Here is an 18,335-nt window from a genome sequence, read left to right on the forward strand (position 1 = left end):
TGAGTTACCCGAGAATGGAGGAGACCAGCAGTTGGGTATACGGGTGATGGGGGTCGTCCAGTACCCGGTCAGTCAGGCCGCTTTCCACCACCTGGCCTTGTTTCATCACTAACAAGCGGTGGGCCAGCAAACGCGCCACGCCCAAATCATGGGTGACAATCACCACCGCCAGGTTGAGATCCCGCACGAGGTTACGTAACAAATCCAGCAACCGGGCCTGTACCGAAACATCCAGACCTCCCGTTGGCTCATCCATAAACACCAGGGCCGGGCGAGTGACCAGGTTGCAGGCAATTTGCAGGCGTTGTTGCATGCCGCCGGAGAACGTTACGGGCAGGTCATCGAGCCGGGACGGGTCAATTTCCACATCCTGCAACCAGTGGCTGGCTTCTGCACGAATATCACCATAATGGCGTGCACCTGCGGCCATCAGGCGTTCGCCGATGTTGCCGCCTGCGGAAATGCGTGGGCGCAGCCCGTCGAGCGGGTGCTGGTGCACAACGCCCCACTCGGTGCGTAATAAGCGCCGGCGCGCGGCTTCGCTGAGTTGATACAGATTCTGCTCGCGGTAATGAATTGCGCCCTGTTGCGGCACCAGGCGGGCCGAGAGCGATTTCAGTAAGGTGGTTTTTCCGGAACCGGATTCCCCAACAATCCCCAGAACTTCCCCTGGGAAGAGATCAAACGAGACATTTTCAAACCCTTTTCCGGGGGCATACAGGTGGGTCAGATTGCTGACACTAAGCAGTGGCTGTTCTTCAGGCATCATGTTGTTTTTCCTGCTGCTGGCGGCAATAGTCGGTATCGGAGCAAACAAATAAACGGGTGCCGCTGTCGTCCATCACCACTTCATCAAGGTAACTGTCACGCGAACCACACAGAGCACAGGGTTGGTCCCAGTGCTGGATATCAAAGGGGTGGTCGTCAAAATCGAGGCTTTCCACCTGGCAATAAGGCGGCAGCGCGTAAATACGCTTTTCCCGGCCTGCGCCAAACAGTTGCAATGCGGGCATCATGTGCATTTTGGGGTTATCGAATTTGGGAATGGGCGACGGGTCCATCAGGTAGCGCTGATTAACCTTTACCGGGTAGGCATAGGCGGTAGCGATATGGCCATAACGGGCAATATCTTCGTACAGTTTTACCTGCATCACACCGTATTCTTCCAGCGCATGCATCTGCCGGGTTTCCGTTTCCCTGGGCTCAATAAAACGTAGCGGTTCCGGTACTGGCACCTGGTAGACCAGGATCTGGTCTTCGCGCAGTGGGGTTTCCGGAATGCGGTGGCGTGTCTGAATCAGGCTGGCGTCAGCAGTTCGTTCGGTAGCCGCCGCGCCACTTACCTTCTGGAAAAAGTGCCGGATGGACACCGCATTGGTGGTGTCATCGGCCCCCTGGTCAATCACCTTCAGGGTATCGTCATCACCAATAATACTGGCAGTTATCTGGATACCGCCGGTTCCCCAGCCATAGGGCATCGGCATTTCCCGCCCGGCAAAAGGCACCTGGTAGCCAGGGATAGCAACCGCTTTGAGGATGGCGCGGCGGATGGTGCGCTTGGTTTGTTCGTCCAGGTAGCCAGGGTTATAGCCGGTTAAATCATGCATTTTTCTTTGCCTCCCGGGTGGCGCGAACCTGGTGTAACAAGGCCAGTTCTGCCTGGAAATCAACGTAATGGGGTAATTTCAGGTGCGAGACAAAACCGGCGGCTTCCACATTATCTGCATGAGCCAGCACAAACTCTTCGTCCTGTGCCGGGCCATCAATGGTTTCCTGCCATTCGGGAGCCTGTAGCGCACGGTCCATCAGCGCCATCGCCATGGCTTTGCGTTCACCCCGGCCGAAAACCAGGCCAAATCCCCGGGTAAACGCAGGGGGATCCACCTGGTCGGTAAAGCCATTCACCATTTCGCAGGCTGTCAGCACCATTTCACCAATACTGACAGCGAACCCCAGTTCTTCCGGCACAATTTCCACATCCACATAACCACTGCGGATCTCGCCAACAAACGGGTGGTTACGCCCGTAACCGCGCTGAGTGGAATAACCGAGCGCCAGTAAGAAACCTTCATCGCCACGCACCAGCTGTTGTAACCGCGCACTGCGGGAGGCCGGGTATTCCGGTGGTTCACGGGTAATATCCTGCGCAGGTGTCTCGTTTTCCGGTTCTGGTACTGCGAGCTGCTCCTGCTCAAGCAGGCTGAACACCGTGGGGACAGCTTCCGGTAAGGGCTGGTCTCCGGGAGGCACATCTGGGACTTCTCCATCGGCCAGTAACATAAAATCAAGCAGACGGTGGGTGTAGTCATAGGTTGGCCCGAGCACCTGGCCCCCCGGAATGTCTTTATAAATAGCTGAAATACGCCGTTCACAGCGCATAGACTGCAAGCTGAGCGGCTGGCTGTCGGCAAGGCGAGGCAACGTGGTGCGGTAAGCACGCAGCAGGAAAATGGCTTCGACCAGGTCGCCACTGGCCTGTTTGATTGCCAGTGCCGCCAGTTCCGGGTCATACAACCCGCCTTCCGTCATGACCCGGTCTACCGCCAGGCCAAGTTGTTGGTTGATTTGCTCACAGTGCAGTTCTGCCACTTCCTGCTTGCCACGCCGTAAAGCCGCCTGCAGGCGGTGTGCGTGCTCAATGGCCTTTTCGCCACCTTTCACGGCCACATACATCAGCACACCTCCACATGGGTGGTGCGCGGCAGAGCCAGTAGTTGGTTGCCGCAGGTGAGGATCAGGTCACAACCTTCCGGGAAGGTATCAGCATGGTGGCGCAGGAAATCTGTTGCCGCCTGGGGAAGTTGCGGTGCAATGGCGCGCATTTCACTGATGCCCGGCCCCCACAGGCGCATATTCAGGCCGCCATTTAAGCCCGGCACTTCCAGAATCACCGTAGTGCTGGTTTCAGGGGCGTCTGCCTGGCCGGGTGAAAAGCGGTGCAGAGCCGGGTCCTGCCGGGCGTCAACCAGGGCAAATAAGGCACTGACAGGGTCTGCTGTTTGTGGTGCTCCGGTATGAAAGCGCAGGTTTTCTGCCACGGTGTCGTTGTGTAAGGCCGGGTCAATCCAGACCGGCGTATCACCATCAGCCAGTGTTAACAACACGGCTGTTGCAGCTGGGGAAAGACCACTCCAGCCCTGTTCCAGCGGCAGGGTGACAATCACACCCGGCTCACTCATTGCTTTCAGTAAACGGCGAAATGCATATTGCGCATCGGCCACAGGCCGGTTAAAACTTGCCAGTAATGTCATGGGTTCTCTCCGCGAACCAGGGTGAAAAAGTCAACTTTGCTGCCTGCGATTTCCCGGGCGCGCTGTTGCTGGCGCTCTGCCCGGTTCGCGGCCAGCGGGGTGATGACCTGTTCCAGAATCAGTTTGTAAAATGCCGGGTGCTGCAGTAAGGCATCCAGTACTGCACAGCGTTCCGCATGGGCTTTACGGCGGCCCATGACATAGCTGAACCCGCACAGGCCTTCGGCAAGGCGTATGGCGGCGCGAGTGATGGTGACATCGCCCACCACAAAACGCTGCCCGGTATCACCCGCACGAGCCTGGACACGAGCCATGCCACACTCAGGTTCCCGCAGCGCAGTCCATTCAGGGGATAAATTCAGGGGTTTCCAGTAGCGCGCCAGTTCATCGTCCTGGCAGTGCGCCAGCACCGACATCCAGTGCTGGCGTTCGGTTTGCTTCTCCATTCAGTGCTCCAGAGTCAGTTCAATCATGTCGCCACGGGTCAGGCTGATGGAGTACTCCACGTTGTCGCCCGCCGTGTTTTTGTTCAGGGTGCGTACATAAAGCAGCGGTGCCTGTAGCGGGAGTTGCAGGAGTTTGCACTCTTTGGCCTGAGCGCGACGGGTGCCGATACGGGTTTGGTGGCGCACCAGTGACTGCCCCAGGCGCTCATGCAAAAAGCGGTGTAAAGAGCCCTGAGTAAATTGCTGCAGTACCGGCCACCAGCTCAGGTCGCGCAGGTAATGGTTAATCACGCATAACGGGACATCGTTCACACGCCGCAAGGTGCGCAGGTGCACCACCTGAACGCCTTCTTCAATACCCAGTGCAGCCGCCACATCAAGGCTTGCCGGGCGCAACACAGCCAGTAAGCGCTCACTGGTGGGGTCACTCCCCTGTTCAAGTAAGTTCTGGGTAAAACGGGACTGTGCATGAAGGGGATAATCGTAGGGGCGTTTCAGTACCAGAATGCCCACGCCCTGGCGGCGCTGAACCAGCCCTTTATTGACCAGTTCATCCACAGCCCGTCGCAGGGTATGGCGGTGTACCGAAAAACGTGCCGCCAGTTGCTGCTCAGAAGGCAGGTAATCACCAGTACGGTACTGGTGGTTAAGTTCCTGTTCCAGTTGTGCCGCTATGGCCTGGTAGACCGTGGTCGGATGTCTGGATAACTCCAGCATAAGCAACACCTCATTAGGTATGAGTGATTCCACACAGGTGAAACATCTGCCCACCTGGTTCTGACGACAGGAATACCCTGAAGCCTGAAGATGACAGCGGTGTGAACAATTCGTGGCGGGCGGGTGAATTTGGAACAGCCGGGGGATGGGTTACGCCAGGAGATGTAGCTTGTTACTGCGGTTCTGTATCGCAAATATATAGTTCATATTTTTTGAAAGAGATCCGCAAATTGTTTTGATTTTAATCACTAAATGGCAGGCCTATCATTGTTCACATCAGGGCAATACAGCCCATACGAACAAAACCATTTAAGGAAAACGACCATGAAATCTATCAAAAATTTCGTTGCAGTTGCTGCTCTTTCTGTTATGTCTTTCGGTGCTTTCGCTCAGAGCGTTACTGCTACAGCCTCTACTCTGGATGGCGCTGAAGCACAAATCGCGGCTCAGGCAAAACAGGCTGGTGCGTCTTACCACATCACAGAAGCCAATGTGCATAACGGCGTGCATATGACCGCTGAACTGACCAAATAAGTGGATTGCACGAGGTTGCTGCTTAAGCAGTCGCCCACAGATCGAACCACCCAATAAAAATTGGGTGGTTTTTTATTTTTAGCGAGCCCAAACAGTAAACGGGATACCCTCTGCACTATTTCCCAGGCACGAGAGCAACCCTATCTCATACTGACTTGATTGCCATGAACTCCCTACATTCCCTCTTCTGCATGCGGCTATTTTCTCCGGCATTATCACATTTTTAATTTTTTCAGAATATTCAATAAATCAGTCAGTTATTCTGCATTCCTTGCGTTGAGCCGTCTGGCGCAGACACAGGGAAATAATACCAGGCTATGGCGATATAAATACCGGTTGCGCACAACATAGCCTTAATAGGTAGCAAGATACCCGTATCAGTCCTGTCACTACAGAAACGCATAAAAGCTGTTCGTTCACTCTTTAAAAATGGAATGATTAAAAATGAGCGTAAAACAAGGATGTCACTTTTGTATTCGCTACGGCCTGCCCATTTTGCCGGTACGTCCGGCACTGATGGAACAGAGCGATATATTGCCGCCGTTATCACCAGAGATAACAGTGTCTGTACCGGCAAAGGGGGAAACCACTTATACCGCACGGTTGCTGCGGGAAGGCTTTCTTAATATTTGGTCTGAACTCAGGTCTTGCTGGATAAATTACTATGTCACCAGCGATGGTTACTATTACCCATTACGAGACACCAACTTTCCCCCTCTGGATATTGTGGACGGGCGAAGAAAGCCCTGTATTACCGAACCTGGAGAGCTTGCCACGGCTTCACTGGTTACATTACCCGTTCGGCCTCTTGGTATGAAAAATGGGGTCTTCTGGTTTGGCTGGTCTGAAGTGGAGTGGACGGATACGATACGTAAGCAACATGAAGACCCTGAATACCGCAGCCGGTCTATGCAACGTTTTGATATGGATGCATGGATAAACAGCGGCACAGAAAAACAGGCGCTTCCCATCACTCAACTTACCTCAACTGTGGCGGAATACAGTGCGAGAGCGCGTGGGTGTACCCATAAGTCCTGGTCCCCGGCCCCTTTTGTAAAATTTCATGCCCTGCACGGCGAGCACCTGCTACAGGCCGCCAACAGGCTTTACGAAGGCAAAGGGGCGATAGTTGTCCTTTCAGACCCTATTGCAACAACCCGCGAACTCAGCCATCTACTGACCTGGCGCCTGAAGACACGCTTTGCCGAAGACCCACACTACGCTCGTGGAATTGCCCTCTCTTCAGCACTGGCTGGGCTGGAACAGTCCATGACAGCGCAGTTCCGGCGTGAACTGCTGTCTGAAGACCAAACTCAGGAACAAATGGCACAGGCTGTGGGTACCCGGGTTATTGCTGGTGTACCTTTACCACCTGATAACCCAGAACAGGCAGCAGAAGTAGCTAAGCGCAATAACGCAGCAACCTTCGAGCGCCGCTTAGACCAGCGGGTAAAGCTACGCTGGGCCGACTATGAAAAGTATATCGACCGGGATAAAGAAAAAGCCTTTTTAGATGAGCTTGGTATCGCCGTGGCCGCTTATAACGAAAATGTTGTCGCGCCGATGCCCGGCAATGCGGGCGTCTTGAGTGGAGTGTACTGGACTGGAACCAGCCTGCTATCGATTTCTACCTGAGTATTGGCGCACAGCCACAAGATGAGTGGGTTCGCTACCGCCTGTCAGGTGACGCGCTCACCAGGTTTGCCGAATAACTCTCATTAAGCCCCCTTTAACAGTGCCTGAACAGGTTAACGCCAGTGCCTGTTAAAGGGTTACCACCCCGGCAGTTAAGTTCACCGCTTCTTAGCCAGCCACACGGTGGTTACCCGGAAGCCGTTTCCGCACTCACCAGCGTATTACGCCCGGCGCGTTTTGCCTGGTAGAGTGCATCGTCTGCGCATTTTAATGCCTGTGAAACCGGGGTTCCTGGTAACACCTGGCACAGGCCGATACTGGTTGTGACTGCCACACTGCCGCGCGGTGTTTCAACGGCCAGGTCGCTCACTTTTTGGCGAATGTGCTCAAGAAAATGGCGCGCCAGAGGTTCATCGCTTTCAGGCAGGAAGCAGACAAACTCTTCCCCGCCATAACGAGCCACCAGAGCACCTGGCGGCAGAGATTCCTGAATTTCCCGGGCCACACGTTGCACAGCCAAATCTCCGGCATCATGCCCGAATGTATCATTCACTTTTTTGAAGTGGTCAATATCAAACAGTGCCAGACAACCTTTGCCGCTTCCCCGCACCAGCAGTCTGTCCAGTTGCTCATTGAAATAACGGCGGTTGTATAATCCGGTTAACTCATCACGGACAGAACGCCGGTAGTGCCAGTCAATCTGGTCAAATAAAAACAGTGACAACAACGCGCCCAGCACAAAATAGCAGCCCAAATTTTGAGTGATAGTCATGGATACCTGAAATAAGGCAGGCTCAGGACGTACAGACATCAGCAAGGATGGAATTAAGGATGCCAGCACGCAAACCAGCGCCCCAGCGCCAGCCAGCTTCTCCCCTTTGCCACATTGTGCCCGATGGTGCCAGCACACCACAAAGCACAGGAAAAACAAGGTGGCATTGTTTATTCCACCTATATAAACACGCGTAATGAAAGAGCGATAATGCAGATAGAAAAACAACATTGCAGTGATTATGACGGTTATATTAATTACCATAATCAGAATATGTATTCCCCTTACAGGAATACGAAACCAACTTAAAAAACCGAACAACATCATATAGGCAGTAGTAACATAGAGCCCATTGGCGGTGAAAATAGAAAAACTCACTGGTAGCCATACACGAATCATCATCAGGGTAAATGCGACCCCAAGAAAAAAGAAGCACAGGAAAAAGTACGTTGCGGCCTTTCTTTTATGGCCAGCCTGGTTTCGGCTTACCTGGAAAAGAAAGAAACAGCCAATCAGGCTGCAAATAATATTGTTAAAAATACTGGCTAAAGTTACCGCATCAAAAGCAGTCACATGAAGATCCTGGTGTTAAACATTCAGATTCAGGGGCCGGCCTGGCAGGCATAAAGGTTAAGTCTGTTTCAAACATGTAATCTGCAAAACAGGTATATATCTGGAAATACGTGACAAACTTTACCCTGAGCCAGAAAACAATTTAAAGAACGCAGTGAAGCGGTTTGTATGCTGCTTGTTTGGCATAAGATTAGCACTGCCGTTCAAGAGACGCTACCGCTGAACAGCGTTAAAGACTGGCCTCGACTTTTATTGATTATTGGGCGAATTCACTTCTCTGTGTAACATCCTTCAGTCTCTCTCAACCTTTTGTGTGATCATACTAATTATAGTGGTTGACAAGTGATGCTTTTTACGACTCATGAGAATTCTCTTAAAAAAACCTTAACCATATGAAAAACTTTAATTTATTTTCAATGAGATAAAGCTCTTTTACCCGTAACAAAAAGTGTTTTCCGTAAGAAGACAAGCTTCAGAACTAACTAATTTATATACATTTTTTCATATGGTTACCTTGATGAGCAATTGATTTTAGCGATCGTTACAAAAACTACAATAGTTGTTATCTATCAAATAATAATGAATGATCGGTTTAAACGATTTTAAAATAAGATTATGACATTTATAATCCCTTAACAATCCGTTAAGTCTTACTAATGGAAAATAGAGACATAAGCAGGTGACTATTCTGTCCTGAATGGTATCTGTACGTTGGCGTTATGACATGAGATTTTTTGCATTTCAATGTCTGTGGTTACCCAGCCAGCTCCGCTATAAAGTGTCAGCAATATCATACTTTCCCGACCTACGGGATAGCCCTGGCAGAGGGCTGAAGACAAAATGTGCAGGTGTATGTTCAACCGGAAACCAAAGCTCGTGCATTTGGATGGCTTGCATTTGCTTTTTTTTGCCAGGTTCACGGGTATACATTCTGCGAATCATGGGGCACTGAATGCTGCACTGATAACAATGGGAAGGTATGGACATATCGAACGAGTTAACAATTGCGTTGGCAAAACCGGAGCATTTATCCGTACATTACCAACCGATTTACTGTGTGAAAAACAGTGAGATTCATTCGTTTGAATCACTGGTACGCTGGAATCACCAGACACATGGTTATATCTCGCCAGATTTGTTTATTCCTCAGTCAGAAAAGGATGGTTCTATTTATGCGCTTTCGCTTTTCGTGCTGCACGAAACCTGTGAGATGCTTAAACACCACTCCGATATAAAAGCATCTATCAATATTTCGCCATCATTATTCAAGACCGATGGTTTTTTTAGTGACTTTATTAATACGTTAAAATCTTATGCTATTCCAACGTCCAGAATTGAAGTAGAAATCACCGAAAACCTGACCATTGAGCATTTAAAATATGGTAAGCATCATCTCGACCATTTTAAAAATATCGGTATAACAGTCAGTATGGACGATTTTGGTGATGGACTTGCCAACTTCGTACAGTTGCTAAACTACCCCTTCGATAAAATCAAAGTGGACAAACAGTTAGTACAGGATGTTTCCCGTAATAGTTGCAAATACAGCATTTTGAAACACCTGATAAAATTAAGCCACGATATGGGCATGCAGGTTACTGCAGAAGGTGTTGAAACTATTGAAGATTTTAAAACATTAGCCGGTTTTAAGTGCGATTATATTCAGGGTTTTCTTATTTCAAAGGCTTTGCCAAAAAAACAGTTTTTTGATTTTTTGACTCACTTCAGCACCAGGGAAAATTTTTTTTATAATTAGTTAATTATGTTATTCAGCTTGTTTTACCTGAAACAGGAACGCAGGCATCGTTAGTATGTAATTTTCACGGATTACGTGGGCAACGGCCAGCCAGGTCCGCCAGCCACAACAACGAAGTGGAGACGACATTCACCCCAGGATAATCCTTGTTATCCTTCTGTTTTATCCCGTTACCTGTTGATCAGGTAACGGGATTTCTTTTCTCTGACTCACTTCGCAAAGTAAATGCTTTCACGCCTGATAGTGTTAAACCGAAAAAAACAGACCTGCTACACTCCCTGTAGATTTTCATTCAACAATGGGATATCACCTTATGACAGCGAATACATGGCAACCGCCAAAAGTCTGGACCCCACCGGCTAAAGACAGCAGCACATGGTCAGCCATTAACCGGCCGGTATCTGGTGCCACCCACGAAGCAACGCTACCTTGTGGGAAGCACCCCATTCAGCTTTATTCTCTGGGTACGCCGAATGGGCAGAAAGTGACCATCATGCTGGAAGAGTTGTTGGCTGCTGGTGTAACTGATGCAGAATATGATGCCCATTTAATTCGCATTGGCGAAGGAGACCAGTTTTCCAGTGGTTTTGTCGATCTGAACCCCAATTCTAAAATTCCGGCGTTGCTGGATCGCAGCGAAGACCCTTCGGTGCGCGTGTTCGAATCCGGCGCAATTTTGCTCTACCTTGCGGAGAAATTTGGCCACTTCCTGGCAAAAGACCTGGCAACCCGCACGGAAACATTGAACTGGTTATTCTGGCTACAAGGATCTGCGCCCTTTGCCGGAGGCGGGTTTGGCCATTTCTACGCGTATGCACCTGTCAAACTCGAGTATGCGGTGAACCGCTATGCCATGGAAACCAAGCGGCAACTGGATGTGTTGGATAAATTGCTGGCGACACGCGAATTTATTGCGGGAGCGGATTACTCTATTGCCGATATGGCTATTTGGCCCTGGTACGGTGGTCTGGTATTAGGGCGCCTGTATGACGCAGCGACATTCCTGGATGTAACCAGTTATACGCATGTGGTGCGCTGGGCAAAAGCCATTGATGCCCGTCCTGCGGTAAAACGCGGCCGTATTGTGAATAAACCCAATGGCGAGCCGGGCACGTTTCTGCCTGAACGCCATAGCGCAGCCGATTTTGATGGGCTGACGTTGTAACACGCTGCGCCCGGCCTTGAGTTCAACCAGGCCGGGTGCCTTATACCTCCGGTAAATCTGCCAGTACCATTGCCACAGAAAGCAAATCGGCGCTGCCTCCCGGGCTCAGGTGGCGGGCAATTAACGCCTGATCCATTTGGTGTAACTGCTCGTGGGTCCACTGTGTGCTCAGAACCTGCCGGGCAGAACGCTGAACATAACGTAGCCCTGAAAGCCCCCCACGGGAGACTAAATTGGTATCCGGGTTGACCGCCATCAGGCGTAACAGCGCCAGGTGAAGACGGCGTTCTTCACAGGCTTCGTCCTGCCAGCCCGGCAAAATATAGCGAGTGACAGTTTGAAAACCTGACTCTGCTTCTCCCCGCGCCCCCGCCAGACCAAACTGTTGAAACAACCGCTCACCCGTGGATGCCTGGCGATTGCGTTGAACCAGCTCACGCGCCACCAGACCGTGGCAAAACTGGCTGACTTGTTGGCACACCGCCTGGCGCGAAAGCCTGCAGCCCTGTGCTTCCAGTCGCCCGGCGGCACTGCACAATAACCCCAGCGAAAAAATACCGCCTTTATGGGTATTCACCCCACCTGTTGCCTGAAACATGGCCTGTTCACAGGCAATACCTGCCGGGCGCAATAAGCGCAGTTGCATCATTTCCGGCTGGTCTGCATGTGCTTTTCCCAGTTCATGGAAGACCACAAACCAGGGGGCAATCGCTTCAATACTGCAGATAAACAGTTCATGGTCCATGTCGTGATGAGCGCCGCTGTTTGCCCGGTCAACCAGGCCAGGCTTCGGTGTCAGATGAATTTCATCGTACAGCGCGCGAACCACACGTTGCGGCATAGTGGTTGATGAAACGCGTATGGGTGCAGCATTAATCACGGGTAAACCAGCCATCGATGCGTTTCTCCACTTCAGCAACCACTAACTCAACCGGGTGGCGACGTGAGCGCGCACAGGCATGAGCCGGTTCGCCGCATATCAGGCAACGCCGGCCTGCACGGTCCAGGGAATGGCGGCCAATTTGCCCGGCTTCCGGGTCGAACACATCAAAATCCCACAGCCTGCCTAATGGGTGCTCCTGTTCCAGCGCCACACAACTGGCTTTCAATTCTGCTGCATTGTGGTCCACACTCCACAAGGCTTCTGCACCAGTATCCAGCCAGTTAACTTCCCGCGCTAATACCGGCCAACGGTGTTGCCAGAGCAACTGGTCGCACGCAACCAGCGCAACCCCCATCAGGTTACGGTACTGAATACTGTCTTTAACACTGCCCGGGGTGACCAGTGTCAGTGAAATCAGAGGAGTATGATAACGAGCCAGCCATGACTGCTGGCGGTGAGCACGTTGCTCTTTTGCCGCCAGCAGTGCTGAAAGACTGACCCCTGGTTGTTGAGGGGCCAGCATTCTCATTCCTGTTCCTCCTGCACCTGGCGTACGACATCAATGACGGAGCCATCGCGGTAACGAATAATACCCACAATGCGGTCAGTAAACGCAACCGGCCTGGGTTCACCGGTTAATGCCACCGCACGCTGGTAGAGCGTTTCTATATCAACAACTTTCAACCCGGCAGCCAGCAGGCGTTCACGTACTTCCGGGCGAGCCGGATTTACCGCAATGCCATGATCGGTAACCAGGACGTCAATGCTTTCACCAGGAGTGACACAGGTGGTGACACGCTTAACCACTGTAGGAATACGGGTACGTAACAGCGGAGCGACAACAATCGTCAGGTTGGCAGCGCTCGCCACATCACAGTGTCCACCTGACGCTCCGCGCATAACGCCGTCAGAACCCGTTATCACATTAACGTTAAAATCGAGATCTATCTCCAGTGCGCTGAGGATAACCACATCCAGTTGATCACAACTGGCGGCCCGGCTGTCCGGGCTGGCATACACTTCGGTAGAGATTTCAATATGACCAGGATTACGGGCCAGAGATGCCGCGGCCTGGCTGTCAAAGCATTGCGTATCCAGCAGCTTTTCGATTAAGCCTTTTTCATGCAAATCCACCAGGCTACCGGTTATTCCTCCTAAAGCAAAGCGTGCCACCACACCATGGCGCGTCATTTTTTCTTCCATAAAGCGGGTACAGGCGGTTGCTGCAGCACCGGAGCCGGTTTGCATGGAGAAACCATTCTTGAAATAACCCGAGTGCTCAATAACCTGCGCGGCACTGCGGGCAATCATTAATTCACGCGGGTTACTGGTTACGCGTGCGGCCCCAACGCTTATCTTGCCAGGATCGCCCACTCGCTCTACCGGCACAACAAGATCAACCTGATCCTGGCGCAGACTGGCTGGCATATTCGGAAATGGCACCAGCTTTTCAGCCAGCAAGACCACTTTATCGGCGTAATGCGCATCCACCATGGCATAGCCCAGTGAACCACATGCTGACTGCCCTTGTGTGCCATTGGCATTCCCAAACGTATCGCTGCAGGGAACCCCCAGAAAAGCCACATCAATATGCAGCTCACCCGTTTCGAGCAAATGCACCCGCCCACCATGGGAGTGAATCTGCACCGGCTCTGCCATCAATCCATGTGATATTGCATCTGCCAGTTTGCCGCGCATCCCCGAGGTGTAAATACGGGTAATCACCCCCTGGCGAATAAAGTCCACCAGCACGTCATTACAGGTCATCAGGGAACTGGATGCCAGCGTCAGGTTTTTGAACCCCATGCGCGCCAGTGTCGCTACCACGGTGTTAATCACCTGGTCGCCTTCACGAAAAGCATGATGGAAAGAAATCGTCATGCCATCCTGCAGGCCGGCTCGCTGCACAGCGTCTTCCAGTGTCTGGCACAGCTTGCGGTTTATTTTTGCTTCGGCATCGTCAAGCCACGGCGTAGCGGCATGTTCCCCATCAAAACTGGTCAGGTGGCGCAGATGAGGAAACGCGCCATGTAGTGCTTCTGTCTGGTTATTCATTATGTTGTCCTGATTGGGGAAATTTACTGGCGTACACCGGAAGCGGCAGCACGTTCCAGTACACGTTGCGCATGGTCGATAATGGGGGCATCTACCATCTTGCCATTGAGGGAAACCACGCCCAGGCCATTGCGTTCACCTTCCTCAGCGGCTTCGATCACCCGTTTAGCGTGTAAAACTTCCTGCTGAGTGGGGGCGTAAGCGTTGTGCAACAGGTCTATCTGGCGCGGGTTGATCAGTGATTTGCCGTTAAAGCCCATTTTGCGGATCAGGTCGACCTCGCGCAGGAAACCGGCTTCGTCGTTTACGTCTGACCACACCACATCGAATGCGTCTATCCCTGCAGCACGGGCAGCATGAAGTACGGCGCAGCGGGCATAGAACAGTTCAGTACCATCGCCACGCTCAGTTTGCATGTCCATCACATAATCGAATGCCGCCAAAGCAATACCAATCAGCCGTGGGGAGCTGCGGGCAATGGCCACCGCATTGATGACGCCAATGGCAGATTCAATCGCCGCCATAATGCGGGTTGACCCAGGCTCCCGCCCACAGGCTCTTTCAATGCGTTCCAGGTGCATTTCCAGCTCGGCTATATCTTCCGGCGAGTCTGTTTTTGGCAGGCGGATAACATCCACTCCCGCACGGACAACCGCTTCCAGGTCTGGCAGGCCAAACGGCGTGTTCAGCGGGTTAATGCGCACCACTTTCTCAATGTCCCGGTACATCGGGTGCTGCAAGGCATGAAAAACCAGCAGGCGGGCGCTGTCTTTTTCGCGCAGAGATACTGCGTCTTCAAGGTCGAACATAATGGAGTCAGGTTTATAGATAAACGCAGTGGACAACATGGCCGCACTGGCTCCCGGGAGGAACAACATGCTCCGGCGAAGTGTTTTCATACCAGCGCCTCCCAGTTAATATGCTGCGCATCGGCCGCACGTAACAACGCACTCTGTACCCGGGCGCGAATCACGCAGTCCAGCGCGCCTTTATCTTCAATAATGACAATGCCTTCATGAACAGCCATCTGTTCGAGGGTTTGCGCCACAACAGAACGGATTTGTTCGCCAAATTGTTTGTACACTTCACTATGAATCACGATTTCCAGTTCGCCGCTTGCGGGCGCGATTTTCACCATCAGGTCGCTGGATTCGACCGTACCGGCGATGGCTTCTTTGATTATCTGCATGACAGTTTTCCTGGTCAGTCCTGAATTAAGCTACTGCTGCACGGTATTGCTGCAACAGCAGTGAATAAGTGGTATGCGGCACGATGTCGCGAATACGGGCAAAGTGTTGGGTTTTCAGTAAGCGCCGCACTTCGGAAGCAGAAATAGCTTCCCCGCTTGCTTTGCGGCACATGCGCGGGATCTCCACCACAGTGATATTGGGTGTCTGGTCGGTATCAGTGGCTTCCAGCCAGCTGTGCATCGACTGGTTGTATTGCCTGGTGACCGGGCAGAAAGGTTCTGATCCCACAAAGCGGTGGGTGATCCCCAGTGCCGGGGCGATATAGTGGCGAAAAATAAGCAGATCCATGCCCCCCCAGGCTTGCTCAATTGCGCCTTTGTCTTTCAGAAAGTAGCCGGGAAAGGTCGCACGGGAGATAAGGTAGTGAGAGCCTTCGTGTACCGTCAGGTTGGGGATATCGGCCACACCAGAACGCACCATGGCTAAGCGTTCGTTGAACGGGAAAAACGAAGCGTCTTCACGTACTACAAACAGATGCAGCCAGTCACATGCCCGGGCGGCCTGCTCTGCCAAATAACGGTGCCCCAGGGTGAATGGGTTGGCATTCATCACAATGGAACCAATGCGTGCGCCGCTTTTCCGTAAGGTGCGTAATTGTTTGCAATAACGCTGAATGCCGATGGGGGTATTTTCCATCAATACCGCGCTGTCATCGCACTGAACAATGGGCCAAAAACCGCTTTGTGCAAATTTGTCGATGTTATACGGGCGTGTATAGAGAAACAGGTGGAAATACCCCTGAGCCAGGGCGTAACGCTCTACTTCCTGTAATAATCTGGCGCTGAGGTTTTGGCCGCGCCACTCCGGCGCGACCGCAACACATTTGATGATATTTTTCGCAAGGCCGGCGCACCCCACCAGCCGCTGGTTATCCAAAGCCAGCATGAAATAGCGTACATCGCTATCCATCCCGAGGCGGTTGGCCGCTAACAGCGCGCGAACGGCTTCGGCGCGCTGAGCATTGCGGCTGATATCGATAACATGAAAATCGACAGGGGCGTCGTCCATTTTTATCACCGGCCAGTTCAGTGAGACACTGCGGCCAGAGGCCGCTCCGAAAGCACTGCGGGAGCAGGGGCTTCAACAATGACATTGCTCAGATGACCGATGCCTTCGATTTCCACTTCAATGTGATCGCCTTCATGCATAAACAGTGGCGGATTACGTTTTTTGCCTACCCCCCCAGGTGACCCGGTAATAATGACATCTCCCGGATTCAGGCGGGTGAATGTACTGATGTATTCAATTAATTCCGCCACGCTGTGGATCATGCTGGCTGTATTGTCTTCCTGCACCATACGACCATTCAGCCAGGTGCGAATAGCCAGTTGGTGGGGGTCGGGAATCGCATCTGCCGTGGTCATCCAGGGGCCAAATGCACCGGTCTGCGGCCAGTTTTTACCCGCAGTAAACCAGGTGTGCTGCCAGTCCCTGGCGGAACCATCCATATAACAGCTATACCCGGCGACATGTTTCAGCGCCTGGTCACGCGTGATTTGCTCACCGCCCTGACCAATGATCACCGCCAGTTCCCCTTCGTAATCAAACTCGCTGGAGTAGTGCGGTTTCATCACCGGCTGGTTATGCCCGGTTTGTGAATCCGGGAAGCGGACAAACAAGGTTGGCGCAGGATCATGTTGATCAAACTCCCGGCGTTTTTCGGCATAATTCATGCCGACGCACAGGATCTTTTCCGGCTGGCTGATTACGGGCAGAAACACGACATCATCAAAACTCACGTCGGCGCTTAGCTGCGCCAGTGCCTGAGCATGAGGCAGAGCATTCCCTGCCAACAGTGCTTTGAGGCTCGGCCAACGGTCACCAAGGCGCATGCCCAGGTCAATAAAACCATCTGGTGTGACAATGCCATAACTATGGCGCCCAAGATGTTGGTAACTTGCAATTTTCATAGCGGTAAAACCTGTCAGTCAGACTAAAAAGTTGCCGAGGAACAGCAGAGCCAGGGAGACATTTATTGCTCCACCAATACGTGTGGCTATCTGTGCAAAAGGCATTAAGGACATCCGGTTACCCGCAGTAAGAATCGCGACATCGCCGGTACCACCCTGGCCACTCTGGCAACAGGAAACAATAGCCACATCAATGGGATGCATACCTATCTTTTTGCCAACAAAGAACCCGGTGGTAACCAGTGCGCTGACTGTGCTGACAATCACTAACAGGTTGGTGAACGTGAAAGCGTGAACCAGTTCTTCCCAGGGAGTAATGGCAACACCGACAGCAAAAAGAATTGGGTAAGTCACGGAAGTCTGGAAGAATTTATAAACCACCTGTGAGCCTTCCAGCAGGCGTGGGGAAACACCATGAACCAGTTTGATAAATACGGCGATAAACAACATACCGACGGGAGCTGGCAGGCCAATCAATTTATGACCAAGCATGCCCAGCATGTATAACAATACCGCCAGCAACGCACCGGAAGCGATAGTGGTGACATCGGTTTTACCACTAAACGCTGCGGTCAGAGGGCCTGCTGCCTGAGTATTTTTCCCCGGCATCAGTTCACCTTCCCCGGTTAAATGCGGGTAACGTTTACCCAACTGGTTCAGGCTGCCGGCAATAATAATGGCAGTCAGGCTGCCGAGCATCACAATCGGCAAAATACGCCCCAGCGCCACACCCTGGTCCATATGCAACAATGTGGCGTAGCCAATGGAAAGCGGTATCGCCCCTTCCCCCACACCACCCGCCATAATGGGCAGAATAAGAAAGAAGAAGATCTGGAACGGTTCCATGCCCAGCGCCAGGCCAACGCCCATCCCCACCACCATTCCCACCACTTCACCACACAGCATCGGGAAGAAAATACGCAGGAATCCCTGAATCAGCGTGGTACGGTTCATGCTCATAATGCTGCCCACGATAATGCAGCAAATATAGAGATAGAGGATGTTGGTGGATTTGTAGAATTTGGTGGTGGATTCCACAACGACATCCGGCAACAATCCGTAGTGCACCAGTGCAGAAGGAATGAATGTGGCACAAATCGCCGCCGCACCCATTTTGCCAATGACAGGCAGGCGTTTACCAAATTCGCCACACGCGAAGCCAAAAAAGGCCAGTGTCGCCACCATAACGACGATATCACTGGGTAATTTTCCCCCCAGGCAATCCACTGCAATCAGCAATCCGGCCAGCACAAACAGCGGCAGCGGGATAATGCCGATTTTCCAGGTATCGAGGATATGCCACCATTTTTCTTTCAACGAGACCTGGGTCAGATTATCCGGGTTCTGGGGTACAGAGTAAGAATCATCAGTCGTGCTCATTATTAAGC

At 52.1% G+C, this 18,335-nt stretch carries 19 protein-coding genes and 1 pseudogene; 5 read left to right on the forward strand and 15 right to left on the reverse strand.

Annotation, left to right across the window (positions count from 1 at the left end):
• Positions 1-4: 4 nt before the first annotated feature.
• Genes phnK through phnF form a run of 6 tightly spaced genes read right to left on the reverse strand, consistent with a single transcriptional unit; the run spans position 5 to position 4,414 of the window.
• Positions 5-766, reverse strand: a complete 762-nt coding sequence (gene phnK, locus MPHASIOC01_RS25250; RefSeq protein ID WP_036103559.1) for a phosphonate C-P lyase system protein PhnK — start codon at positions 764-766, stop codon at positions 5-7.
• Positions 759-1,607, reverse strand: a complete 849-nt coding sequence (locus tag MPHASIOC01_RS25255; protein WP_353613541.1) for an alpha-D-ribose 1-methylphosphonate 5-phosphate C-P-lyase PhnJ — start codon at positions 1,605-1,607, stop codon at positions 759-761. Before MPHASIOC01_RS25255 ends, phnK begins: the two co-directional genes overlap by 8 nt.
• Positions 1,600-2,673, reverse strand: coding sequence for a carbon-phosphorus lyase complex subunit PhnI (locus MPHASIOC01_RS25260; RefSeq protein WP_353613542.1), 1,074 nt, complete (start codon positions 2,671-2,673; stop codon positions 1,600-1,602). The genes MPHASIOC01_RS25255 and MPHASIOC01_RS25260 overlap by 8 nt, the downstream gene beginning before the upstream one ends.
• Positions 2,673-3,251: a phosphonate C-P lyase system protein PhnH gene (phnH, locus tag MPHASIOC01_RS25265; RefSeq protein WP_064596628.1), complete on the reverse strand. Its 579-nt coding sequence runs from the start codon at positions 3,249-3,251 to the stop codon at positions 2,673-2,675. The genes MPHASIOC01_RS25260 and phnH overlap by 1 nt, the downstream gene beginning before the upstream one ends.
• Positions 3,248-3,697, reverse strand: coding sequence for a phosphonate C-P lyase system protein PhnG (gene phnG / locus MPHASIOC01_RS25270; protein ID WP_353613543.1), 450 nt, complete (start codon positions 3,695-3,697; stop codon positions 3,248-3,250). The genes phnH and phnG overlap by 4 nt, the downstream gene beginning before the upstream one ends.
• Positions 3,698-4,414, reverse strand: a complete 717-nt coding sequence (phnF, locus tag MPHASIOC01_RS25275) for a phosphonate metabolism transcriptional regulator PhnF (RefSeq protein ID WP_353613544.1) — start codon at positions 4,412-4,414, stop codon at positions 3,698-3,700.
• Positions 4,415-4,738: 324 nt separating this feature from the next.
• Here phnF and MPHASIOC01_RS25280 point away from each other — a divergent pair, with 324 nt between their 5' ends.
• The 3 genes and pseudogenes from MPHASIOC01_RS25280 to MPHASIOC01_RS25290 form a co-directional block, all read left to right on the forward strand.
• On the forward strand, positions 4,739-4,948 hold the full coding sequence (locus MPHASIOC01_RS25280; protein WP_353613545.1) for a YdgH/BhsA/McbA-like domain containing protein: 210 nt from the start codon (positions 4,739-4,741) through the stop codon (positions 4,946-4,948).
• 516 nt (positions 4,949-5,464) lie between these two features.
• Positions 5,465-6,583, forward strand: coding sequence for a T6SS effector BTH_I2691 family protein (locus MPHASIOC01_RS25285; RefSeq protein ID WP_353614980.1), 1,119 nt, complete (start codon positions 5,465-5,467; stop codon positions 6,581-6,583).
• Positions 6,517-6,660 (forward strand): annotated as a pseudogene (locus tag MPHASIOC01_RS25290) (GNAT family N-acetyltransferase); the annotation flags it as partial. The gene MPHASIOC01_RS25285 and the pseudogene MPHASIOC01_RS25290, both read left to right, overlap by 67 nt.
• A 110-nt stretch (positions 6,661-6,770) precedes the next feature.
• Here the strand turns inward: MPHASIOC01_RS25290 and MPHASIOC01_RS25295 are convergent.
• Positions 6,771-7,928 (reverse strand): GGDEF domain-containing protein, encoded by a 1,158-nt coding sequence (locus MPHASIOC01_RS25295; protein WP_064596612.1) that lies wholly within the window; start codon positions 7,926-7,928, stop codon positions 6,771-6,773.
• A gap of 979 nt (positions 7,929-8,907) precedes the next feature.
• On the opposite strand from MPHASIOC01_RS25295, the gene MPHASIOC01_RS25300 reads away from it, so the two are divergent.
• Both MPHASIOC01_RS25300 and yghU read left to right on the forward strand, forming a co-directional pair.
• The gene (locus tag MPHASIOC01_RS25300; RefSeq protein WP_353613546.1) at positions 8,908-9,684 is read left to right on the forward strand and encodes an EAL domain-containing protein; all 777 of its coding nucleotides are present in this window, start codon (positions 8,908-8,910) and stop codon (positions 9,682-9,684) included.
• A 313-nt stretch (positions 9,685-9,997) separates the two neighbouring features.
• A complete protein-coding gene (gene yghU / locus MPHASIOC01_RS25305) occupies positions 9,998-10,849 on the forward strand; it encodes a glutathione-dependent disulfide-bond oxidoreductase (RefSeq protein ID WP_064596609.1) in 852 nt (283 codons plus the stop codon).
• A 40-nt stretch (positions 10,850-10,889) separates the two neighbouring features.
• On the opposite strand, the gene citG is transcribed toward yghU, so the two are convergent.
• From citG to MPHASIOC01_RS25345, 8 genes are read right to left on the reverse strand one after another with little or no spacing between them, the layout of a single operon-like run.
• The gene (gene citG / locus MPHASIOC01_RS25310; RefSeq protein ID WP_064596604.1) at positions 10,890-11,744 is read right to left on the reverse strand and encodes a triphosphoribosyl-dephospho-CoA synthase CitG; all 855 of its coding nucleotides are present in this window, start codon (positions 11,742-11,744) and stop codon (positions 10,890-10,892) included.
• Positions 11,722-12,255, reverse strand: a complete 534-nt coding sequence (citX, locus tag MPHASIOC01_RS25315) for a citrate lyase holo-[acyl-carrier protein] synthase (RefSeq protein WP_369938095.1) — start codon at positions 12,253-12,255, stop codon at positions 11,722-11,724. Before citX ends, citG begins: the two co-directional genes overlap by 23 nt.
• A 2-nt stretch (positions 12,256-12,257) precedes the next feature.
• Entirely contained in the window at positions 12,258-13,787 is a 1,530-nt protein-coding gene (gene citF / locus MPHASIOC01_RS25320; RefSeq protein WP_353613547.1) for a citrate lyase subunit alpha, read from the reverse strand.
• 23 nt (positions 13,788-13,810) lie between these two features.
• Positions 13,811-14,686, reverse strand: a complete 876-nt coding sequence (gene citE / locus MPHASIOC01_RS25325) for a citrate (pro-3S)-lyase subunit beta (RefSeq protein ID WP_353613548.1) — start codon at positions 14,684-14,686, stop codon at positions 13,811-13,813.
• Positions 14,683-14,976, reverse strand: a complete 294-nt coding sequence (citD, locus tag MPHASIOC01_RS25330) for a citrate lyase acyl carrier protein (RefSeq protein WP_064596595.1) — start codon at positions 14,974-14,976, stop codon at positions 14,683-14,685. The genes citE and citD overlap by 4 nt, the downstream gene beginning before the upstream one ends.
• 25 nt (positions 14,977-15,001) lie before the next feature.
• Complete coding sequence (citC, locus tag MPHASIOC01_RS25335) at positions 15,002-16,045, reverse strand: [citrate (pro-3S)-lyase] ligase (protein ID WP_353613549.1); 1,044 nt, start codon at positions 16,043-16,045, stop codon at positions 15,002-15,004.
• A gap of 17 nt (positions 16,046-16,062) precedes the next feature.
• Complete coding sequence (locus MPHASIOC01_RS25340) at positions 16,063-16,947, reverse strand: fumarylacetoacetate hydrolase family protein (RefSeq protein WP_064596591.1); 885 nt, start codon at positions 16,945-16,947, stop codon at positions 16,063-16,065.
• 18 nt (positions 16,948-16,965) lie between these two features.
• Complete coding sequence (locus tag MPHASIOC01_RS25345) at positions 16,966-18,327, reverse strand: 2-hydroxycarboxylate transporter family protein (protein WP_064596589.1); 1,362 nt, start codon at positions 18,325-18,327, stop codon at positions 16,966-16,968.
• Positions 18,328-18,335 lie beyond the last annotated feature (8 nt).

Origin of the sequence: Mangrovibacter phragmitis, assembly GCF_040429585.1 — a bacterium.
Lineage (GTDB): Bacteria > Pseudomonadota > Gammaproteobacteria > Enterobacterales > Enterobacteriaceae > Mangrovibacter > Mangrovibacter phragmitis.